Origin of the sequence: Oxynema aestuarii AP17 (genome assembly GCF_012295525.1) — a bacterium.
GTDB lineage: Bacteria > Cyanobacteriota > Cyanobacteriia > Cyanobacteriales > Laspinemataceae > Oxynema > Oxynema aestuarii.
In genome coordinates this window covers 1,466,238-1,486,094 of the sequence record NZ_CP051167.1, presented here as the reverse complement: position 1 = coordinate 1,486,094, position 19,857 = coordinate 1,466,238, and the positions used below count along the sequence as shown (strand labels likewise).

At 51.8% G+C, this 19,857-nt stretch carries 11 protein-coding genes, 2 tRNA genes and 3 rRNA genes; 13 read left to right on the top strand and 3 right to left on the bottom strand.

All coding sequences use genetic code 11. From position 1 onward, the window contains the following. Window positions 1-70: 70 nt before the first annotated feature. From HCG48_RS05910 to HCG48_RS05895, 4 genes are all read left to right on the top strand, one after another. On the top strand, window positions 71-2,491 hold the full coding sequence (locus HCG48_RS05910; protein WP_168568314.1) for a sucrose synthase: 2,421 nt from the start codon (window positions 71-73) through the stop codon (window positions 2,489-2,491). A 1,305-nt stretch (window positions 2,492-3,796) separates the two neighbouring features. Next, a complete protein-coding gene (locus HCG48_RS05905; RefSeq protein ID WP_168568313.1) occupies window positions 3,797-7,213 on the top strand; it encodes a Calx-beta domain-containing protein in 3,417 nt (1,138 codons plus the stop codon). Between the two features lie 117 nt (window positions 7,214-7,330). Beyond that, window positions 7,331-7,894 carry a peptide deformylase gene (gene def / locus HCG48_RS05900; protein ID WP_168568312.1) on the top strand — a complete coding sequence of 188 codons (564 nt, stop codon included), beginning with the start codon at window positions 7,331-7,333 and terminating at the stop codon, window positions 7,892-7,894. Window positions 7,895-8,013: 119 nt separating this feature from the next. Further along, window positions 8,014-8,214 carry a hypothetical protein gene (locus HCG48_RS05895; protein WP_168568311.1) on the top strand — a complete coding sequence of 67 codons (201 nt, stop codon included), beginning with the start codon at window positions 8,014-8,016 and terminating at the stop codon, window positions 8,212-8,214. A gap of 53 nt (window positions 8,215-8,267) precedes the next feature. On the opposite strand, the gene HCG48_RS05890 is transcribed toward HCG48_RS05895, so the two are convergent. Then, window positions 8,268-8,993, bottom strand: coding sequence for a ribbon-helix-helix domain-containing protein (locus HCG48_RS05890; protein WP_168568310.1), 726 nt, complete (start codon window positions 8,991-8,993; stop codon window positions 8,268-8,270). A 625-nt stretch (window positions 8,994-9,618) separates the two neighbouring features. Between HCG48_RS05890 and HCG48_RS27085 the strand changes: the two genes are divergently transcribed. Then, complete coding sequence (locus HCG48_RS27085) at window positions 9,619-9,807, top strand: hypothetical protein (RefSeq protein WP_511048737.1); 189 nt, start codon at window positions 9,619-9,621, stop codon at window positions 9,805-9,807. Window positions 9,808-9,863: 56 nt separating this feature from the next. On the opposite strand, the gene HCG48_RS05880 is transcribed toward HCG48_RS27085, so the two are convergent. Beyond that, window positions 9,864-10,955, bottom strand: a complete 1,092-nt coding sequence (locus HCG48_RS05880) for an RNA-guided endonuclease InsQ/TnpB family protein (RefSeq protein ID WP_168568309.1) — start codon at window positions 10,953-10,955, stop codon at window positions 9,864-9,866. A gap of 191 nt (window positions 10,956-11,146) precedes the next feature. Between HCG48_RS05880 and HCG48_RS05875 the strand changes: the two genes are divergently transcribed. The 7 genes from HCG48_RS05875 (at window position 11,147) to rrf (ending at window position 17,988) form a co-directional block, all read left to right on the top strand. Beyond that, complete coding sequence (locus HCG48_RS05875) at window positions 11,147-12,250, top strand: IS200/IS605 family accessory protein TnpB-related protein (protein ID WP_511048736.1); 1,104 nt, start codon at window positions 11,147-11,149, stop codon at window positions 12,248-12,250. Window positions 12,251-12,362: 112 nt separating this feature from the next. Further along, complete coding sequence (locus tag HCG48_RS05870) at window positions 12,363-12,584, top strand: hypothetical protein (RefSeq protein WP_168568308.1); 222 nt, start codon at window positions 12,363-12,365, stop codon at window positions 12,582-12,584. Between the two features lie 377 nt (window positions 12,585-12,961). Continuing rightward, window positions 12,962-14,451, top strand: a 16S ribosomal RNA gene (locus tag HCG48_RS05865). 131 nt (window positions 14,452-14,582) lie between these two features. Then, window positions 14,583-14,656 (top strand) — tRNA-Ile (locus tag HCG48_RS05860). Between the two features lie 12 nt (window positions 14,657-14,668). Next, window positions 14,669-14,744, top strand: a tRNA-Ala gene (locus tag HCG48_RS05855). 185 nt (window positions 14,745-14,929) lie between these two features. Beyond that, window positions 14,930-17,817 (top strand): 23S ribosomal RNA (locus tag HCG48_RS05850). A gap of 53 nt (window positions 17,818-17,870) precedes the next feature. After that, window positions 17,871-17,988: ribosomal RNA gene (rrf, locus tag HCG48_RS05845) — 5S ribosomal RNA — on the top strand. Together the 16S, 23S and 5S rRNA genes with 2 tRNA genes alongside form the textbook arrangement of a ribosomal RNA operon. 365 nt (window positions 17,989-18,353) lie before the next feature. On the opposite strand, the gene HCG48_RS05840 is transcribed toward rrf, so the two are convergent. Next, window positions 18,354-18,737: a hypothetical protein gene (locus tag HCG48_RS05840; RefSeq protein ID WP_168568307.1), complete on the bottom strand. Its 384-nt coding sequence runs from the start codon at window positions 18,735-18,737 to the stop codon at window positions 18,354-18,356. 264 nt (window positions 18,738-19,001) lie between these two features. On the opposite strand from HCG48_RS05840, the gene HCG48_RS05835 reads away from it, so the two are divergent. Further along, a complete protein-coding gene (locus HCG48_RS05835) occupies window positions 19,002-19,820 on the top strand; it encodes a helix-turn-helix domain-containing protein (protein WP_168568306.1) in 819 nt (272 codons plus the stop codon). Window positions 19,821-19,857 lie beyond the last annotated feature (37 nt).

Genomic DNA, 19,857 nt, shown 5'->3' with positions numbered 1-19,857 from the left:
GTTGAGCGATCGCTACAATTAAAAAGCCGAACCCAAAACGATCGAACAAAGAAATTTTAAGCGAGGCTTCATGTCCGAATTGATCAAATCCGTCCTCAAATGTGACGAAAAAAGTGATTTGCGGCAATTTGCCAGCGAATTACGCAGTTCCGAGAAGCGCTATCTCCTCCGTAACGATATCGAGCGCGCCTTCGCCGAATACTGCGAAGAGCATCAAAAACCCTCCTATTTTTACCACTCCTCCTATCTCGGAAAACTCCTCTACTACACCCAAGAGATGATCTTGGAAGACGAAAGCATCTGCATGATCGTTCGTCCCAAGATCGCCTCCCAAGAAGTCTATCGGATTGACGAAGATCTTACCGTCGAACCGATGACCGTCCAAGATTTGCTCGACCTGCGCGATCGTTTCGTAGACCGCCACCATCCCAGCGAAGGCGACGTCCTCGAACTCGACTTCCAACCCTTCTACGACTACTCCCCCACCATCCGCGATCCGAAAAATATCGGCAAAGGCGTCCAATTCCTCAACCGCTACCTGTCGAGTAAACTCTTCCAAGACCCCCGTCAGTGGCTGGAAATGCTCTTTGAATTTCTCAGCCTCCATTCTTACAACGGCTTGCAGCTTTTGATCAACGAACGGATCAAAAACCGCCGCGAACTCTCCGAACGAGTCAAAGAAGCCATCGGCTTCGTCTCCCAACGCCCCGACGACGACCCCTTTGACAACTTCCGGTTCGACCTTCAAGAGATCGGATTTGAACCCGGTTGGGGCAACACCGCCGTTCGCGTTCGCGAAACCCTCGAAATTCTTGACGAACTGATCGACTCCCCCGACGATGCCGTCTTGGAATCCTTCATTTCGCGGATTCCGATGATTTTCCGCGTCGTTTTGATCTCCGTCCACGGTTGGTTCGGTCAAGAAGGCGTCCTCGGTCGTCCCGACACAGGCGGTCAAGTCGTCTACGTCCTCGACCAAGCCCGCAGCCTCGAAAAACGCCTCCAACAAGAATTCCACGACCAAGGTTTAGACGTTCTCGGCGTCCATCCTAAAGTCATCATCCTCAGCCGCTCGATCCCCGAAGCCGAAGGAACCCGGTGTGACGAACGACTCGAAAAAGTTCGCGGTACCGATAACGGCTGGATTTTGCGCGTTCCCTTCCGCGAATTCAACCCCCACGTCACCCAAAAATGGATCTCTCGCTTCGAGATTTGGCCCTACCTCGAAACCTTCGTCATCGACGCCGAAACCGAGCTACTCGCCGAATTTAAAGGGAAACCGGACCTGATTATCGGTAATTATTCCGACGGCAACTTAGTCGCCTTCCTCATGGCCCGACGTCTCAACGTCACCCAATGCAATATCGCTCACGCCCTGGAAAAATCCAAGTACCTGTTTAGTAACCTCTACTGGCAAGACCTGGAAAATCAATATCATTTCTCCCTACAGTTCACCGCCGACTTGATCGCCATGAATGCGGCGAATTTCGTGATTAGCAGTACTTATCAGGAAATTGTCGGTACCCCCGACAGCATCGGTCAATACGAATCCTACGCCTGTTTCACCATGCCCGATCTCTATCACGTCGTTAACGGGATCGAGCTATTTTCGCCTAAATTTAACGTCGTTCCTCCCGGGGTCAATGAAGCCGTTTACTTCCCTTACAAGCGCAAAGAAGACCGCATCCCCGCCAATGCGGAGCGTCTCGAAGAAATGCTCTTTACTTTGGACGACCCCTCCCAAATTTACGGCAATCTCGACGATCCTAAGAAGCGCCCGATTTTCTCAATGGCTCGCTTGGATCGAATTAAAAATCTCACCGGACTCGCCGAATGTTTCGGCCAAAGTCCCGAACTGCAAGAGCGCTGCAATCTGATTTTGATCGCCGGGAAATTACGCACTGAAGATTCTACCGACTCCGAAGAAATTGCGGAAATTGAGAAGCTTTACCACATTATCGACCAATACGAACTGCAAGGGAAAGTTCGCTGGCTCGGCGTGCGGTTGCCGAAAGCCGATTCCGGCGAAATTTATCGCGTAATTGCCGATCGCAAAGGCGTTTTCGTCCAGCCTGCACTGTTTGAAGCTTTCGGTTTGACGATCTTAGAAGCTATGATTTCTGGCTTGCCTACGTTTGCCACTCAATTCGGCGGACCGTTGGAAATTATTCAAGATCGGGTTAACGGGTTCTATATCAATCCCACGAACTTGGAAGAAACTGCAGACAAAATTCTCAAATTTGTCTCTAAATGTGACGAACATCCCCATTATTGGGAAGAAATTTCAGAACGGGCAATGGAACGGGTTTACAGCGCCTACACCTGGAAAATTCACACGACCCGGTTGCTCTCTCTCGCGAAGATTTACGGGTTTTGGAATTATACCTCCAAAGAAAATCGAGAGGATTTGCTTCGCTATCTTGAAGCGCTCTTCTATCTTATTTTTAAACCCCGCGCTCAAGGGTTATTGCAGGCCCATTACCAACGTTAAACGTTAAATGTCAGGGCATCTAGTCACTTTCATGGCCTGGGGGAAGAGTGCTGGTAAAGCATCTACAATTAAACATATTGTCTAGATTTTTCGGTGGAGAAAGATACCGTCTTTCTCCCCCCCAGGAGATTCACGGGAAGCGATCGCCTTTCCAATCATGTTGAAGGGTTCTAAGTTCATCATTCATGCTCTCTCATTGGGGAATTAGTTGATTTATATGCGAATTGAAGAGCATCCAACGATTTAAATCGATCTATTGCCCCAGTTGGCAAATATCTCGTCAATTTAGATGATGAAATCAAAATTTTACCTGCTACTTTAAGAATTTTAAAAAATTTTCCCAATCCTTTTTAACTGACCTCAATCGCAATTTTCAGATAGAGCGATCGCCCCTCTCAATCTCAATTCCCCAAAAAATGTGACTTTGGATACATTCGATCGCTGACCAAACAAAATTATCTTCCGCTAGACTTCGGGATTTTATTGAACCAAAATTGTCAAATTTAACCGTCAAAATAGGGTCAGTCGGTAATTCTACAAAGATAATGATAGATTTTTCCAGCATTGTGGGTATAATCCACCTCAACCCACTCTTTTGACCCGAATCCAAGTTCCCGAAGCACCAAACAGCCAAGTTGAAGCGAGAATGTTTTTGATAACAATTACGCACTCACCTTTAACCCGGACGATCCCGACAAATCAATCCCAAAGCAAGTTACTCCTGCCACATCGCGATCGAGAACAAATATTGCTTGAAAGCAGTATAGAAATCTAGCGGGATCTATAGTTGCGGAATGCAGATTGCGGCGATCTCCTCCGCCTTACAAGATCGGTGCTGCCGTGGGATCCCGTGGCGATCGCCAAATATTGCTCGCTCAGGCCAACACCAGGTAAGCTTTATGAGCGTTTGGGGAATTGCCCGATCGCCGGAAAAAAGGAACTTATAAACGACAATAACGACAACCAAAATTTATGACAATCGGTGCCACATCCCGAGTCCCGAGCTAAATCGAGGGAGTTATCGGTCTACAATTCACTCAACCGAAAGATTTGGGGCGATCGCCACTTCAGCAGCCTACCCACCCCTTGGGTATTCACCCTGAAGTAACCGACCCGAGTTTCCCCGCCAACTTCCCCGTATTCTCCCCCGTCAGGTGCATCTCAATCGTTTGCGAAACCCCTCGCGAATAACCACCGACGGACATCGCGAGGAAACCGAATCTTCGACAAGTGAATTTGCACGCACTGAGATCCTCACACACCCGCTCTCAACTTGACGATTCTGCAAATTAGGAGATTCAAAACATGCCAGGCAACACAGAGGAGACCTTCTCCCTCGCTAACAACGATTCGATCGCGGGGTCTACAGCGCAGCAAACTCAATCCAACTCGTCCGAAGGCATCTTCCTGGATTTCTCCAACGGAGAAAACTTTAACGCCCTTCAAGGCAACGACACTATTATCGGATCCTTCACCGACGACACCCTATCCGGAGACTCAGGCAACGATTTAATTTTCGGTAACCAAGGGAACGACATCCTCGACGGGAACGAAGGCGACGACTCCGTATATGGCGGAGCCAACAACGACACCGTTAGGGGCGGCTCCGGTAACGATCGCCTCTTCGGCGATGCCAACAACAACGGTAGATCCGCCTTACTCGACCCCTTCGGCAACGACTACCTCCAGGGGGGACTCGGGAACGACGAAATCCACGGCAACCAAGGTCTAGACACCCTAGACGGAGAAGGAGGAAACGATACCCTCTACGGCGGTCAAGACTCAGACATCCTCTTGGGGGCCGACGGCAGTGACCTGCTCTACGGCAACAACCACAACGATACCGTTTACGGTTCCACAGGCGACGACACCGCCTTCGGCGACGCTGGAGACGATGTCGTCTACGGAGAAGAAGGCAACGACTTCATCGACGGCGGTCAAGGTAACGATACCCTCTCCGGCGGAAGCGGCAACGACCTAATCCGAGGCGATCTCATCGAACAAGGAGAATCCTCCTTCCAAGCCGTCAGTCTCCCCTTCAACCTCATCGAACTGCAAGTCAACGATCTGCTCTTCGGTGAAGACGGAAACGATACCCTCATTGGTGGCGCCAACAACGACCTCTTATTCGGTAACACCGATAACGACGTCCTGTACGGCAATCAAGGTACCGACACCGTTTATGGCGGTCAGGGCAACGACCTCGTTTATGGCGGCCAAAATAACGACCTCCTCTTCGGCGATAAAGGCGACGATACTGTATCCGCCGACGAAGGGAACGACACCGCCTTCGGGGGAGAAGGCAACGACGTCATCTTCGGCATCGCAGGTAATAACGTCCTCGGCGGCAATCAAGGCAACGACATTCTCGTCGGTGGCGCAGGCGACGAAACCCTCCAAGGAGGGAAAGATAACGATTCCCTCGTCGGGAACGAAGGGAACGACGTTCTCGACGGCGATCTCGGTAGCGATACCCTCCGAGGCGGACAAGGCTCCGATAAATTTGTCCTGCGAGAAGGCATCAGTAACTTCGACCCGGCCCAAGCCAACTTAGTCACCGACTTTACCGATGGCGAAGACTTCATTCAGCTCACCGGACGACTGCAGTTTGAAGATGTCGATATCCGCCAAGGCATTAATGAAAATGCGGGCAATACGGTCGTTCGCGAACTGCTCACCGGGAATGTCATTATTCTCCAAGGAGTTAACGCCAGCACGATCGATCGCTCCGACTTCCTGCCGCCGCCCCCGCCGCCCCCGCCGCCGCCCGCACCTCCTGGCGGTGATTCCGGGCTGCCTCCCCTTGAAGAACCCCCCGCGATCGATCCGACCCCCACAGACCCCACGGAACCGGAACTTCCCGACGAACCAGGTACCTTACAATTTGGCGCGGCGAACTTCCAAGTCAACGAAGATGGTACCCCAGTCACCGCAGTAACGATTATCCGAACGGGCGGCGATTTGGGCGCCGTCGGTGCCAGTATCTCCCTGAGTAACGGAACGGCCACGTCTCCCGATGACTATCAGGATGCGCCGATTTCCGTCGAATTTCAAGATGGGCAAACCTCTCAAACGATCGCCATTCCCATCACCCAAGACGAACTGGCAGAAGGCGACGAAACCATCAATCTTTCCCTGGCCAATCCGACGGGAGGAGCTAGCATCGGCGCCCAACGTACCGCCACCCTCACCATTGTCGATGACGAAGTCCCCGGGAACTTAGCCTTTAGTTCTCCCACCTACACTGTTTTAGAAGACGACAGTACGGCGGTCGTCGTCACGGTGACCCGTTCTAACGGCAGTGATGGGGTCTTGGAAGCGACGGTCACCCTCAGCGACGGTCCGGCCAACCCGAATGCTACACCGCCCGTGGATGCGGCTACGGGCGGATCGGAGCCATTTGCGGCTGGAGTGGACTACAACAACAGCGCCATTGGGGTCAGCTTTGCTGACGGAGATACCGCACCGAAGCAGATTCGCATTCCCGTCAATGCCGATGCCCTTCCCGAAAATAACGAAACCCTGACATTAACCCTCGTCGGACCTCGGGTGGGTCAAACCACGGAAGCCGTGTTGACCATTGAGGATGACGACGATCCCGATCGCACCATCCTCCAATTTACTGGGGCGACTTACAGTTACGCAGAAGATGGCACGCCGACCGACGCTCAAGTAACTGTCTCGCGTTCCGGCAATTTGACCGCCGGGGCGACCGTCGATGTCACCTTTGCCAATGGCACGGGTGCCGAAGGAGCCACGGGAGGAACTGATTTTACGGCGGCTGGCGTCGATTTCAACAATACGGTTCAAACCCTGACGTTTGCACCCAACGAGACCGAAAAGACCGTCAATATCAGCATCAATGACGATACGGATGCGGAAGCGAACGAGTTATTCCAAGCCAGCTTAGTCAATCCGACTTCGACAGATGCAACCGTCATCGCTGCCGTCGGCCCACAATCAACCGCAGACATTGAAATTGTCGATAACGATCTGCCTGTGGTGACGATCGCCGCAACAACGCCAAATGCCAGCGAAGATGGCAATGCCGGACGCTTTACCATCACCCGCCAAGATTCTCTCGGCAATCCGATCGTTGACGATCCCGAGCCCTTGACGGTGACCTACAGTGTCGGCGGTTCGGCCAACAGTGGGGAAGATTTCGATCCGATTACCGGAACGGTCACTATTGCCGCCAACCAAGCCGATGCGACCATCGACATTACCCCCATCGACGATAACGAAAGCGAACTCGACGAAATTATCGAATTAACGCTGACAGGAGGGCCGCCGGACTACACCATTGGAGGTGAAGAGAGTGCAGCCGTGACGATCGCCGATAATGACATTCCTACAGTCTTTATCTCGCCGACCGATCCGGAAGCGGCAGAAGGCGGTCCCGAAGGCAACGGTCAATTTACGTTGCGTCGCCTCGGTGACAAGCGAGATGCCCTTACCGTCAGCTATTCGGTCTCGGATCTGAGTTCGGCTACCCCAGGGGTGGACTTTGAAGCGCTGGCTGGAACGGCGACGATTCCCGCAGGAACCGATCGCGCCACCATTAACATTAGTCCTCTCGATGATGGCATTCCGACAGGCTCGAATCCCGGCGAGGAATCCTTTGTCGAAACGGTGATTTTAGAATTGACCCCAACCACGTTCCCGCCTTACGACGTCGGCGGTTCTGGGGTCGGAACGCTCATTTTGTTTAACTATCCCTAAACGGGCGATCGCCTCGATCGGTTGAGCCAAGTTGCCAGATTTTCTCGACGAGTATTTGTCAAGAGGTCTGGCAGCTTTTGTATGATTAAGAAAGATAACGAAAACAAAAAGGAGCCTATGACTTCTGAAATTCTCGTCGAGAAGACGAAGTTAGATAAGCCACCCCTGACGATCCACTTTCTCGGCGATCGCGTTTTACGCCAGTCAGCCAAGCGGGTTGCTCGCGTCGATGACGAAGTGCGCCAGTTAGTGCGCGAAATGCTCGCCAGCATGTACACGGCGGACGGGATTGGTTTAGCTGCCCCGCAAGTCGGCGTTACCAAACAGGCGATCGTCGTAGACTGCGAACCGGATAATGCGGCGACGCCGCCTTTCGTGTTGATCAATCCCAAAATTAAGAAATATTCTCGGGACGAGTGCGTTTACGAGGAAGGCTGTTTGAGCATTCCCAACGTTTACTTAGATGTCAAACGTCCCAGCGCGATCGAAGTTTCTTTTAAAGACGAACACGGACGCCCTCAGAACCTCAAAGCCAGTGGCTTGTTAGCCCGTTGCATCCAGCACGAGATGGATCACCTTCACGGCGTTCTGTTTGTCGATCGCGTCGAAAATACCCTAGCGCTGACCGAACAGCTTTCAAAACACGGCTTTTCCCTACAAGCGGTGAAGCGGGTGGCTTAGGGAAAACCAGGAGGACGAAGGCGACCCCTCGGGTCGATCCTTCTCCTCTCGAAAGAGGCGACGGTCTCGCCGTTCGGTGGTTTCAATTGGTTGGAATTTGTTTACTTACTCATACTCCCATGTTCGTTACACCTAAAAGTTCGTTGTTTTTGATGGGGTCTTGTATCGCCGCGATCGCCGCCGTCGGCTCGATCTTTGAATTATCGTCCGGAGAACCGGAACTCGGCTCGCTGACCACGGGGATTATTTTAACCCTGAGTATCCCCCTCGGAGCCGTTCTCTTTTTTGCTGCCGTGCGCGATAGCAAATCCCAGCTTTAATCCGATCTTGAGATTGTCCGATCTTGAGAATCGATCGCCGCCCGGCGAGATCGCTACAACAGCCGCAAACAGGGCAATCTCCGCCGTCGGCGATCGGGGCGAAACTCCAACCCGAAGGCTTGATAGTCCGACGCACTCAGTACCCGAAAGCGATTGAATTTAACCGAACGGCTGCCATCGAGACTGGTCACCACAGCATTGACATCGCTCGGATCGCCCCCTAACTGCTCGAATGCTTCTTTGACGGCCAACCATTCGCTGCCCCCTTGCTTGGAAGACTTTTCCGCGATCGCCCTCTTTTGATTGGTCTTAGTCGATTTCAAAGTCCCCTTGCCTTTGACCTGCCGGATTTCTTTGACCGATTCACCAGCCCGTTTCGGCGCTTTCCCGAGTGCGCTACTCGCCTCCGTATCCGTTGGTGGGTCGAACGAACTTTCCCCTGCCGCGATCTCAGCAGGAGAAGTAGTCGCACAATTGTTGTTACTTTTCGCTGTCTTTCGTGCGATTACTCCTGTCGATTGCATTTCTCGCTCCAACAAGCGCTCGCGATCGCCGATTTTCGCTTCAAGCTGGCTCACTCGCCGTTCTAACCGATCGATCCGCTTGCATAAATGGGCTTCATCGACCGTTTTTTCCGACTCGCTGCCTCGTTTAGAAAACACTTGTTCTAATGCTTCGACGACAACATCCGTGCGATTGCTCTCGCTCATTTCTACTTGCGCGTCGATCGCGGCTAAGAGTTCTTCCGGTAGCCTTAAAGTGACGGGTTTACTGGGCATTTCTTATAACGTCATATACGGCGATTCCATTCGCTCGCTGGCTGGATGAATTTATACAGCAAGCGAGCGAAAATTTGACGGCTCGAAAGCACATATCGAGGGGCTGGGCCATGGCGTCGAACGCGCTCCACGTCGGCTCGATCGGCTTGAAGACCTTCGGCGATCGCCAACCCATTCGTTAAAAGAGCGAAGCCCTCGTAGTTTGGTTAGTTCCTTTCTCACTTCGAGAAAAACTAGAACCTAGAAAGGGTACGAGACCATTGCTATTCCCTTATCCTATATCTTGGTCATACAATCTGCCAATGGCTGGGATTGATGGAGTGAGTTGATTGTAGCCTGGATTTTTTCCAACGGACATCAACCGCAATAATTTGAACAAAAAGAGCGACGCATTCCCCCACCTCGCGTCAGCAAGTGGGGGTCAAGAAGCGGCACCAACTCAAGATAGAGTTATCATACCGTTATGAGAATCCAGAAACCTGGCCCGCTTGTTCGTACCGATAAATGGAGTCTTAACCCCACAAAAGAACAGCGACGGCTGTTTCGCGAGACGGTTAAGGTCTATCGTCGTGGGTGTCGGCACTTGGTCGGAATTGTGTTTAGCCATTGATCCGATCTGGCGGGGTTGTCCAGCCAAAAACGAGTACTGGCGGTTGAGAAACTGATTCACCACACCGCACAGAATTCCCACCCTAAATATCCTCAGTTCGACTCGACCTTTTACAAATTCCCCAGCTACTACCGAAGAGCTGCAATTGTCTTCGCCGCCGGACAGGTCAGTAGCATCCGCTCTCTAAAACTTACTCAAACTTAATCATTTGATGTTTAGTTCCTAGCTTGGATCTTCCGAGACCTTTCCATCACGCTTGCTTACACGGCTGAGCTCTCCGCGTTTTCCAAATTAATTGCCGCATTTAAGTCACGATCTATGGAGGCGTGACAGTTCGGACAATCATACTGTCTTTTGTCCAGGCGCATTTTTTGTCGGTGTCCGCAGCTAGAACAGATCTGCGAACTGGGATACCACGGGTCAATCAGCGTTAATTTGCTCCCATACCACTCGCATTTATACTCAAGCTGACGACGGAACTCATCAAACCCACCATCCGCAATCGCACCAGCCAGCTTGTGATTTTTGAGCATTCCTGACACATTTAAGTCTTCAATTTTTACTTCGCCGTGGTTCTTGGCTAAGTAAGTTGTTAACTTGTGTAAATGGTCGGCTCTAATATCCGCGATGCGTCGGTGGGCTTTAGCTAACTTGAGTTTAGTTTTTTCTCGATTTTTACCTCCTGTTTGACGGCGGCTTAGTTCTTTCTGGAGTTTGGCCAGTTTTTTCTTGGCCTGACGATAAGCTTTCGGATTGGGATAGATTTTACCATCGCTCAGGGTGGCCAGAGTTTTAATTCCTACATCTACCCCAATCCGCTCCCTATCCCCCTTCGCCCCCCTTTCAAAGGGGGGTTGGGGGGATGGTTCAAAATCAATTTTGAAGGCAATATACCAGTCCCCTGCTCGTTTACCGATCGTGACGTTTTTAAGATAGACTGGCGGTAACTGTTCGTGGCTTTTTACCCAACCGATCCGAGGTAGCTTTACCCAACAACCGGAAATTTTAATGCTTCCTTCCAGGTAAAAACTATCTTTGACCTTCTTTTTCTTAAACTTGGGGAAACCTGTTCCGTTGACTTGCCCAACTCGCTTAAACGCTTTACTGAGGTGACGCAACGCTTCTTGAGGGCTACATTTGGAGACTTCATAGTACCAAGGATTCTGACTTTTTACCTCGGCGACTAATCTTTTGTGTAAGTCTATAGCACTCAGGAGTTTACCTCCAGCTTCTAATGTTTCCTTACAGGTAGCCAGTCCCCAATTCCAAGCGTGTCGAGCGACTCCTGCGTGTTTCGCCATCAGCGTTCGTTGTCGGTTATTTAAGTCTAGTTTGGTCTTAAAGCCTTTCACTGACTTTTTTTAACTCCTCAACCCTCTTTTTGTTCGGCTAACTTCAGCTACCATAAAGACGAGTAGAAAACAATGGAGATGATGAAATCCGCGATTTTTGCGGCTTCAGTCCTCCGAGACTTACTCAAATCTTCATTTGAGCATAAAAAGTGAGTAAGTTTAAGAAACTTTAGGTAGAAATTTTAACTCTATTGTTAACCCCCCCTTCGCCCCCCTTGCCAAGGGGGGCGAAGGGGGAATGGCAAAGTGGCATTCGCCGACATCGCCAGGCCAAGCCACCTGTCCTGAATGCGAATACCGAATGTTATCCCGTATTGTACAAAGGTCAATGCTACAAACTACAGGGCTACGATCGCAGCTCCATCAAAGTATTTAACGGGACGGATTGGGTCTGGACGACCGTTCAAATTACTGGTCTGCGAGAACGACATACGGTAGACAGCAACAAACTGCTGTCACCTTCCCTCATTTTTAATGAGGAGAAAAATGCTTGTCACCTCTCGGTCCCATTTGAGTGCCATCCACCCCAACGGGAGCAAGATGGCACTGTGGTTAGTGTTGACCTGGGTATTAACACCACCGCAACCGTAGCAGTCGTGAATTTTGACGGCACTGTAATCCATCGTGAATTTATTCACCCAGGAAGAGACATAGACGAAGTCGCCGCAGCCGCAGGAACCTGCGTCCTGCGGAACGGCGACCGTCGAGACCAACGGCTGAAATCGGTATCGAAACGAGCCAGTAAGACAATGGGAAAAGGCGGAAGTCTTCAAAAAGGCTTCTGTTCTAATACCTATCGCAAATGCCGTAACATCAACCGTCAAATCGGGCAGATCGTCTCGAAGCGTATCGTGCAAATTGCCCGACAATTCAAGGCCGATGCCATTGTTTTTGAGAACCTGAAAGGATGGAAAGCCAAGGGTGGACAAAAACGGTCTAACCTGCGCCAACGCTTTCACGGGTGGCTCAAGGGTATGATTCGAGATTTTACCGAGATGAAGTGGCAAGAGATGGGCGGTAAGGTCGTGGATGTCGTTGCCGCCTATACCTCAAAGCTTGCCTATGACGGGAGTGGGGTGGTGCGGCGGGACTCCAAAAACTATGCGCTGGCTAAATTTTTTTCGGGCAAGCGGTACAACACCGACCTCAATGGGGCGCTCAACATTGCTGCCCGAGGCATTCTTCAGCTTACTTGCCGAAAGGACAGTGAGGAGCGTTCCAGCCAAAAGTCTGGACGTTCGCCTAGAAGCTGGGCTTGTTTGTGTGACCTGTGGACTAGCACCGTTCCAGGTTAGCACTGACACCCCCACCTCGCCGAAGGCAGGTGGGGATAGCTTCGTACCACGATCGCCCTTGCCAGTCAAGAACGGCAGCCGTGGCAATGGCAAGGTTAAATAACCTTGCCCGATGGTAGATCGCAAGCCGTTTGAGGGTTTGCCCCAGCAATCGACCGCCACAGCGATCGCCCCCTCCGAGTCCGGATCGATCGTCCCCGATCCCGAAGGTGACACCGCCGAACCCTTTCCCTTACAGCTTCCTAATGGCTCCAGCCTCGCTCGCGCCGACCTGGCATCGACCCTCATCCAACAGGCGATCGTCGATTTTGAGTTACCTATAGATAGTTGGTAGCTCGATGCCGAACGTGCCGAGTGGATTGCCAGGGGGTTAGGGGCGATCGAGGGGACGAAGGGGTTGTTAGTTCTTCTCGCTTCAATTATCGACAGCTGCACCAACGAAAATCCAGGCAATCCAAGCCCCCAAAACCCCCCGAAAAAATTTTTTCCCAAAAAGGGTTGACAGAGAAAGAGGGGGTTGCTAGATTAGTAAAGCGCTTGAGAGCGGCAGCGCGCCGCGAGCGAGCGACCGAACCTAGACAACACAAGAGTTTGACAGTCGGATTGACCGACAACAACCTCGTCAAAAGAAACTAAAACAGAGGTCTGTTTTCAGACCTCAAAAACAAGAGCGAAATCAGCTCTTCAATTCTTTTCTGAAAAGAAGAGGATAACACGGAGAGTTTGATCCTGGCTCAGGATGAACGCTGGCGGTCTGCTTAACACATGCAAGTCGAACGGACTTCCTCGGAAGTCAGTGGCGGACGGGTGAGTAACGCGTGAGAATCTACCTGAAGGATGGGGATAACTGTTGGAAACGACAGCTAATACCCAATAAGCCGAGAGGTAAAAAGGAAACCGCCTACAGAAGAGCTCGCGTCCGATTAGCTAGTTGGGAGGGTAAAAGCCTACCAAGGCAACGATCGGTAGCTGGTCTGAGAGGACGAGCAGCCACACTGGGACTGAGACACGGCCCAGACTCCTACGGGAGGCAGCAGTGGGGAATTTTCCGCAATGGGCGAAAGCCTGACGGAGCAAGACCGCGTGGGGGAGGAAGGCCCTTGGGTTGTAAACTCCTTTTCTCGGGGAAGAAGAACTGACGGTACCCGAGGAAAAAGCCTCGGCTAACTCCGTGCCAGCAGCCGCGGTAAGACGGAGGAGGCAAGCGTTATCCGGAATTATTGGGCGTAAAGGGTCCGCAGGTGGCGGTTCAAGTCTGCAGTCAAAGGTCGGGGCTCAACCCCGAAAAGGCTGTGGAAACTGAACAGCTAGAGTACGGTAGGGGCAGAGGGAATTCCCAGTGTAGCGGTGAAATGCGTAGAGATTGGGAAGAACACCGGTGGCGAAAGCGCTCTGCTAGGCCGAAACTGACACTGAGGGACGAAAGCTAGGGGAGCGAAAGGGATTAGATACCCCTGTAGTCCTAGCTGTAAACGATGGAGACTAGGTGTGGCCTGTATCGACCCGGGCCGTGCCGGAGCTAACGCGTTAAGTCTCCCGCCTGGGGAGTACGCACGCAAGTGTGAAACTCAAAGGAATTGACGGGGGCCCGCACAAGCGGTGGAGTATGTGGTTTAATTCGATGCAACGCGAAGAACCTTACCAGGGCTTGACATGTCGCGAACCCCGGGGAAACCTGGGGGTGCCTTAGGGAGCGCGAACACAGGTGGTGCATGGCTGTCGTCAGCTCGTGTCGTGAGATGTTGGGTTAAGTCCCGCAACGAGCGCAACCCTCGTCCTTAGTTGCCAGCAGTAAGATGGGAACTCTAGGGAGACTGCCGGTGACAAACCGGAGGAAGGTGGGGATGACGTCAAGTCAGCATGCCCCTTACGTCCTGGGCTACACACGTACTACAATGGGAAGGACAGAGAGCAGCAAGTACGCAAGTGCAAGCGAATCTCGAAAACCTTGCCCCAGTTCGGATTGCAGGCTGCAACTCGCCTGCATGAAGGAGGAATCGCTAGTAATCGCCGGTCAGCATACGGCGGTGAATACGTTCCCGGGCCTTGTACACACCGCCCGTCACACCATGGAAGTTGGCCAGGCCCGAAGTCATTACCCTAACCTTACGAGGAGGGGGATGCCGAAGGCCGGGCTGATGACTGGGGTGAAGTCGTAACAAGGTAGCCGTACCGGAAGGTGTGGCTGGATCACCTCCTTTAAGGGAGACCCAACTTTGGAAAAGGGAGAGGCAATCAAGACCCCCCAAAACCAGAGAATCCCGAGGTCGGTCGAGGTTAGAGAAGGAAAATCAGAAAAAGACTGTCAAACTCTTAGTGCGGTTCGCAGCGAGGGCTATTAGCTCAGGTGGTTAGAGCGCACCCCTGATAAGGGTGAGGTCCCTGGTTCGAGTCCAGGATGGCCCACCTAGAACCGGAGGGGGTATAGCTCAGTGGGTAGAGCGCTGCCTTTGCAAGGCAGATGCCAGCGGTTCGAGTCCGCTTACCTCCACCAACCATCGAGTTCAAAGATTAAGTTAGCTCAAAGCGAATTCAACACAGCACCCGTCATCTAGAAGGCAACAAAGAGCCGGAGTAGAGAAACGGAATGCTGGATTGAAACCCAGCAAAGAACCTTGAAAAAAGCATAGACACCAAGAGAAAAGCATAGGGAAAAAAATCCTAGAACAAGCCAAAAGTGGTCAAGCTACAAAGGGCTAACGGTGGATCCCTAGGCACGTCGAGGCGAAGAAGGACGTGGTGACCGACGAAACGCTCCGGGGAGCTGGAAACAAGCATCGAGCCGGAGGTCTCCGAATGGGGCAACCCCAAGCACGACCCATCGAATCCATAGATGGGAACGAGCGAACCTGGCGAACTGAAACATCTTAGTAACCAGAGGAACAGAAAGAAAAATCGATTCCCTCAGTAGCGGCGAGCGAAGCGGGAACAGCCTAAACCGAAGACATTAAGTCATCGGGGTCGTGGGACGGCAACAACGAGAGTAGAGGCAGTAGACGAAGCGGCTGAATACCGCACCAGAGGGGGTGAAAGTCCCGTAGTCGAAACCGCCAACGCCTCAGTCGAATCCCGAGTAGCACGGAGCCCGTGGAATTCCGTGTGAATCAGCGAGGACCACCTCGTAAGGCTAAATACTCCGACGTGACCGATAGCGAAACAGTACCGTGAGGGAAAGGTGAAAAGAACCCCGAGCAGGGGAGTGAAATAGAACCTGAACCCGTTAGCCTACAAGCAGTGGGAGGACGATTAAACGTCTGACCGCGTGCCTGTTGAAGAATGAGCCGGCGAGTTATTAGACGAGGCTAGGTTAAGGCCAAAGAGCCGCAGCCCGAGCGAAAGCGAGTCCGAACAGGGCGTAAACCGTCTCGTTTAATAGACCCGAACCCGGGTGATCTAACCATGTCCAGGATGAAGCTTGGGTAACACCAAGTGGAGGTCCGAACCGACCGATGTTGAAAAATCGGCGGATGAGGTGTGGTTAGGGGTGAAATGCCAATCGAACCCGGAGCTAGCTGGTTCTCCCCGAAATGCGTTGAGGCGCAGCGGTCGAAGATGATGACGAGGGGTAAAGCACTGTTTCGGTGCGGGCTGCGAGAGCGGTACCAAATCGAGACAAACTCAGAATACTCGTCAAGAAAGCGACCAGTGAGACGGTGGGGGATAAGCTTCATCGTCGAAAGGGAAACAGCCCAGACCACCAGCTAAGGTCCCCAAATGACCGCTCAGTGATTAAGGAGGTGAGAGTGCACAGACAACCAGGAGGTTGGCCTAGAAGCAGCCACCCTTGAAAGAGTGCGTAATAGCTCACTGGTCAAGCGCTCTGGCGCCGAAAATGAACGGGGCTAAGCGGTCTACCGAAGCTGTGGAACGAGCAATCGTTGGTAGGGGAGCGTTCCCCGACGGGAGAAGCACTAGCGAGAGCAGGTGTGGACGTCGGGGAAGTGAGAATGTCGGCTTGAGTAGCGCAAACATTGGTGAGAATCCAATGCCCCGAAACCCTAAGGGTTCCTCCGGCAGGTTCGTCCGCGGAGGGTTAGTCAGGACCTAAGGCGAGGCCGAAAGGCGTAGTCGATGGACAACGGGTGAACATTCCCGTACGGATTGGAGTTGGCGCGGGAGGACGGAGTGGGTCGAGACCAGCCGGAAGTTGGTTACCGGTTCAAGTGTTCGAGACGAAGACCGACGGCGAAAACGTCGGGAGTTAAGGCACGAGTACGAGACCTTACGAGGTCGAAGTGGTACAGATCGAACTTCCAAGAAAAGCCCCAACCGCCATAAGCTTCAATTCCCTGTACCCGAAACCGACACAGGTAGGGAGGTTGAGAAAACCGAGGGGCGCGAGCTAACTCTCTCTAAGGAACTCGGCAAAATGGCCCCGTAACTTCGGGAGAAGGGGTGCCCCCTGATGGGGGGTCGCAGTGAAGAGGCCCAGGCGACTGTTTACCAAAAACACAGGTCTCCGCCAAGTCGCAAGACGCTGTATGGAGGCTGACGCCTGCCCAGTGCCGGAAGGTTAAGGAAGTCGGTCAGCCCTGCGGGGTAAAGCTGGCGACCGAAGCCCCGGTGAACGGCGGCCGTAACTATAACGGTCCTAAGGTAGCGAAATTCCTTGTCGGGTAAGTTCCGACCCGCACGAAAGGCGTAACGATCTGGGCGCTGTCTCGGAGAGAGGCTCGGCGAAATAGGATTGTCTGTGAAGATACGGACTCCCTGCACCTGGACAGAAAGACCCTATGAAGCTTTACTGTAGCCTGGAATTGGCTTCGGGCTTCGCTTGCGCAGCATAGGTGGGAGGCGTGGAAGGTTTCCTTGCGGGGAAACTGGAGCCATCACTGAGATACCACTCTGGCGAAGCTAGAAGTCTAACCTCGACCCCTCAGCGGGGGGAGGAACCGTTTCAGGTGGGCAGTTTGACTGGGGCGGTCGCCTCCTAAAAGGTAACGGAGGCGCGCAAAGGTTCCCTCAGGCTGGTTGGAAATCAGCCGTCGAGTGTAAAGGCACAAGGGAGCTTGACTGCGAGACCTACAAGTCGAGCAGGGACGAAAGTCGGCCTTAGTGATCCGACGGTTCCGAGTGGAAGGGCCGTCGCTCAACGGATAAAAGTTACTCTAGGGATAACAGGCTGATCTCCCCCAAGAGTTCACATCGACGGGGAGGTTTGGCACCTCGATGTCGGCTCATCGCAACCTGGGGCGGAAGTACGTCCCAAGGGTTGGGCTGTTCGCCCATTAAAGCGGTACGTGAGCTGGGTTCAGAACGTCGTGAGACAGTTCGGTCCATATCCGGTGCAGGCGTAAGAGCATTGAGAGGCGCCCTCCTTAGTACGAGAGGACCGGGAGGGACACACCGCTGGTGTACCTGTTATCGTGCCAACGGTAGACGCAGGGTAGCCATGTGTGGCGTGGATAACCGCTGAAAGCATCTAAGTGGGAAGCCCACCTCAAGATGAGTGCTCTGGTGGAGTTAATCCAGTAAGGTCCCGGGCAGATTACCCGTTGATAGGCGTTAGGTGGAAGTCCTGCAAGGGATGTAGCCGAGACGTACTAACCGACCGAGCGCTTGACCTCTTTTCTCTCTTGGTTGTCTTTGCTTTTTTGAAGGTTTTTCCTTCTCTCTCTTTCCGGGTGCCTATGGCCTTGAGGCCCCACTCCGATCCCTTCCCGAACTCGGTTGTGAAACTCAAGTACGGCCACGATACTTGGAGGGTTGCCTCCTGGGACAATAGCTCGCTGCCCGGTTCTTTCTTAGATAAAACCCCTGCACTTCTGTGTGGGGGTTTTGTTGTTTTGGGGCACAGTACGGTAGACGATCGTCGCTCAAGAAAGAGAGATTAAGATGGCCGAGTCTCTTTATTTTATATGAGGAGCTAAAGCAAAGCAATTATGAGATAATCGGCTGCGACAGTATAACAGTTTTTCTATGTGTGTTGGATATACAACTCTGGAGTATGAGGTAGGGCAAGAAGCCCGGCATCACTAAAGCTGTTCAAGTAAAGCTGTTCAAGAAATAATGATGCCGTGTGATTAAGGTGAGGGGATAATCATCAACAAACGTGAAAATCATCCTAACTCCTTTCCTTTAACAATAAATGGCAGGAAGCTATTCAAAAAGGTCTCCAGTCAAGATAAAAAGGCTCTGGAATTCCTATATCTTGGCATCTACTCTCCACCAAATATGGATGAAGTTTATCATGAACCTCAACAGTTAAATTTTCTACGTTATTGCCTTTAGCATAAATATTTACACCATAGATTTCGCCCGCGCCTCGGTTTGCATCTACATACCTTGTTCCTCGAAATGCCCCCCAATAAACTGTTACTTCTGTCCCTATGTCCACCGATCCTAAAACAATGCAAGCATCACCAACATAGTCTCTACTTATTGTCAAAGCCTGACTCTTGGCTTCAGCTAGATTGGGCACCAAACTCAAAGTGGTGGTAAGTAAGGCGATCGCGCCCGCGCAGAGTTTACCATGATTTATATTCATGTGGTTGTCCTCACTCAAATTCGTATAACTTTTGCCTACGGTAACACTCCTGGCTTCGTTCCGACAGTGATAAAAAGTGATAAAAAGTGATAAAAAGTAACAACTTTTGGCAGGTTGTGGTAGGATGATGGGAAATGTCAGGGCGGAGATAGCCTAGCGGACTGACTCCTTGTGCCAAGAAGTTGCAGGGAACCAGCAAAAGCATACCACGTCCTCCTAACCCTTAGTGAGATTAACATAATAAAGCTGGAGTGGACTTGATAGATGAGGGTTGACGAAGCACTAGCACTTGTGGAAATGGTCCTGGAGGACGATGCTGGTCTCAGTGACGTTCAAGAGTTGATCTTTCGTCAATGTTGGGAAAGAAGACAGTCTTATCAGGAAATCGCTCAAGTCTCTGGATACGATTATGAATATATTAAGGCAACGGGTGCTAAGCTCTGGAAGTTACTCTCAGAAGCATTTGGAGAAAAGGTTAAAAAAGGTAATCTCCAGTCTGTTCTGAAGCGATATTTACGGCGGAATCAAATAACTGTACATCGCGATCGCGTGATTGGCGTGAATCTCAGTGGCGCAACTATTAGTGGGACAAGAGTTGTTGGCAACTTACATGAATCAAACTTTTGTCAAGCCAATTTATACAAAGCAAAAAAACCGGAGGATAAGACTGGATTAGAGGAAGAGGATGTAACCCGGGAACCGGTGGTAAATCCGATCGCCGATTCAGCCGATTCAACTTCTGAAATGCTCTCCTATTCCTGGAACGGTTGGCAGTTTCGATCGCTGGCGGAGGTGAAGATTGCAGAGGCACTCGATCGCGCTGGGGTTCTCTTTTTCCCAAAGGCTACGGCGCGCTTAGCTACTCCAGATGGTAGGCAAAACGAAGACCCTCATTTTCTTATCTGTTACGAAGGCAAGTTAGGTATTCTGGCGGTGGATTTTGAGGAGGCGGATGAGGGGGCAACCGATCGTCTTTTCCAATCTCAGGGAATCCACATGATTCACCATTACAACGTTACCGAATGTAGTGCGCAAAGCGATCGCGTAGTCCTGGAGTTTTTGCAACATTTGAGTCAGGCATAAAAAAGACCCGCGAGGGTAACAATATGACTAAAGAATT

Bases quoted from the DNA above. Each gene is read 5' to 3' on its own strand.
- def (WP_168568312.1), top strand. From the start codon at position 7,331: ATGACTTCTGAAATTCTCGTCGAGAAGACGAAGTTAGATAAGCCACCC.
- HCG48_RS05835 (WP_168568306.1), top strand. From the start codon at position 19,002: ATGAGGGTTGACGAAGCACTAGCACTTGTGGAAATGGTCCTGGAGGAC.
- HCG48_RS05870 (WP_168568308.1), top strand. From the start codon at position 12,363: ATGGTAGATCGCAAGCCGTTTGAGGGTTTGCCCCAGCAATCGACCGCC.
- HCG48_RS05840 (WP_168568307.1), bottom strand. From the start codon at position 18,737: ATGAATATAAATCATGGTAAACTCTGCGCGGGCGCGATCGCCTTACTT.
- HCG48_RS05890 (WP_168568310.1), bottom strand. From the start codon at position 8,993: ATGCCCAGTAAACCCGTCACTTTAAGGCTACCGGAAGAACTCTTAGCC.
- HCG48_RS05905 (WP_168568313.1), top strand. From the start codon at position 3,797: ATGCCAGGCAACACAGAGGAGACCTTCTCCCTCGCTAACAACGATTCG.
- HCG48_RS05910 (WP_168568314.1), top strand. From the start codon at position 71: ATGTCCGAATTGATCAAATCCGTCCTCAAATGTGACGAAAAAAGTGAT.
- HCG48_RS05895 (WP_168568311.1), top strand. From the start codon at position 8,014: ATGTTCGTTACACCTAAAAGTTCGTTGTTTTTGATGGGGTCTTGTATC.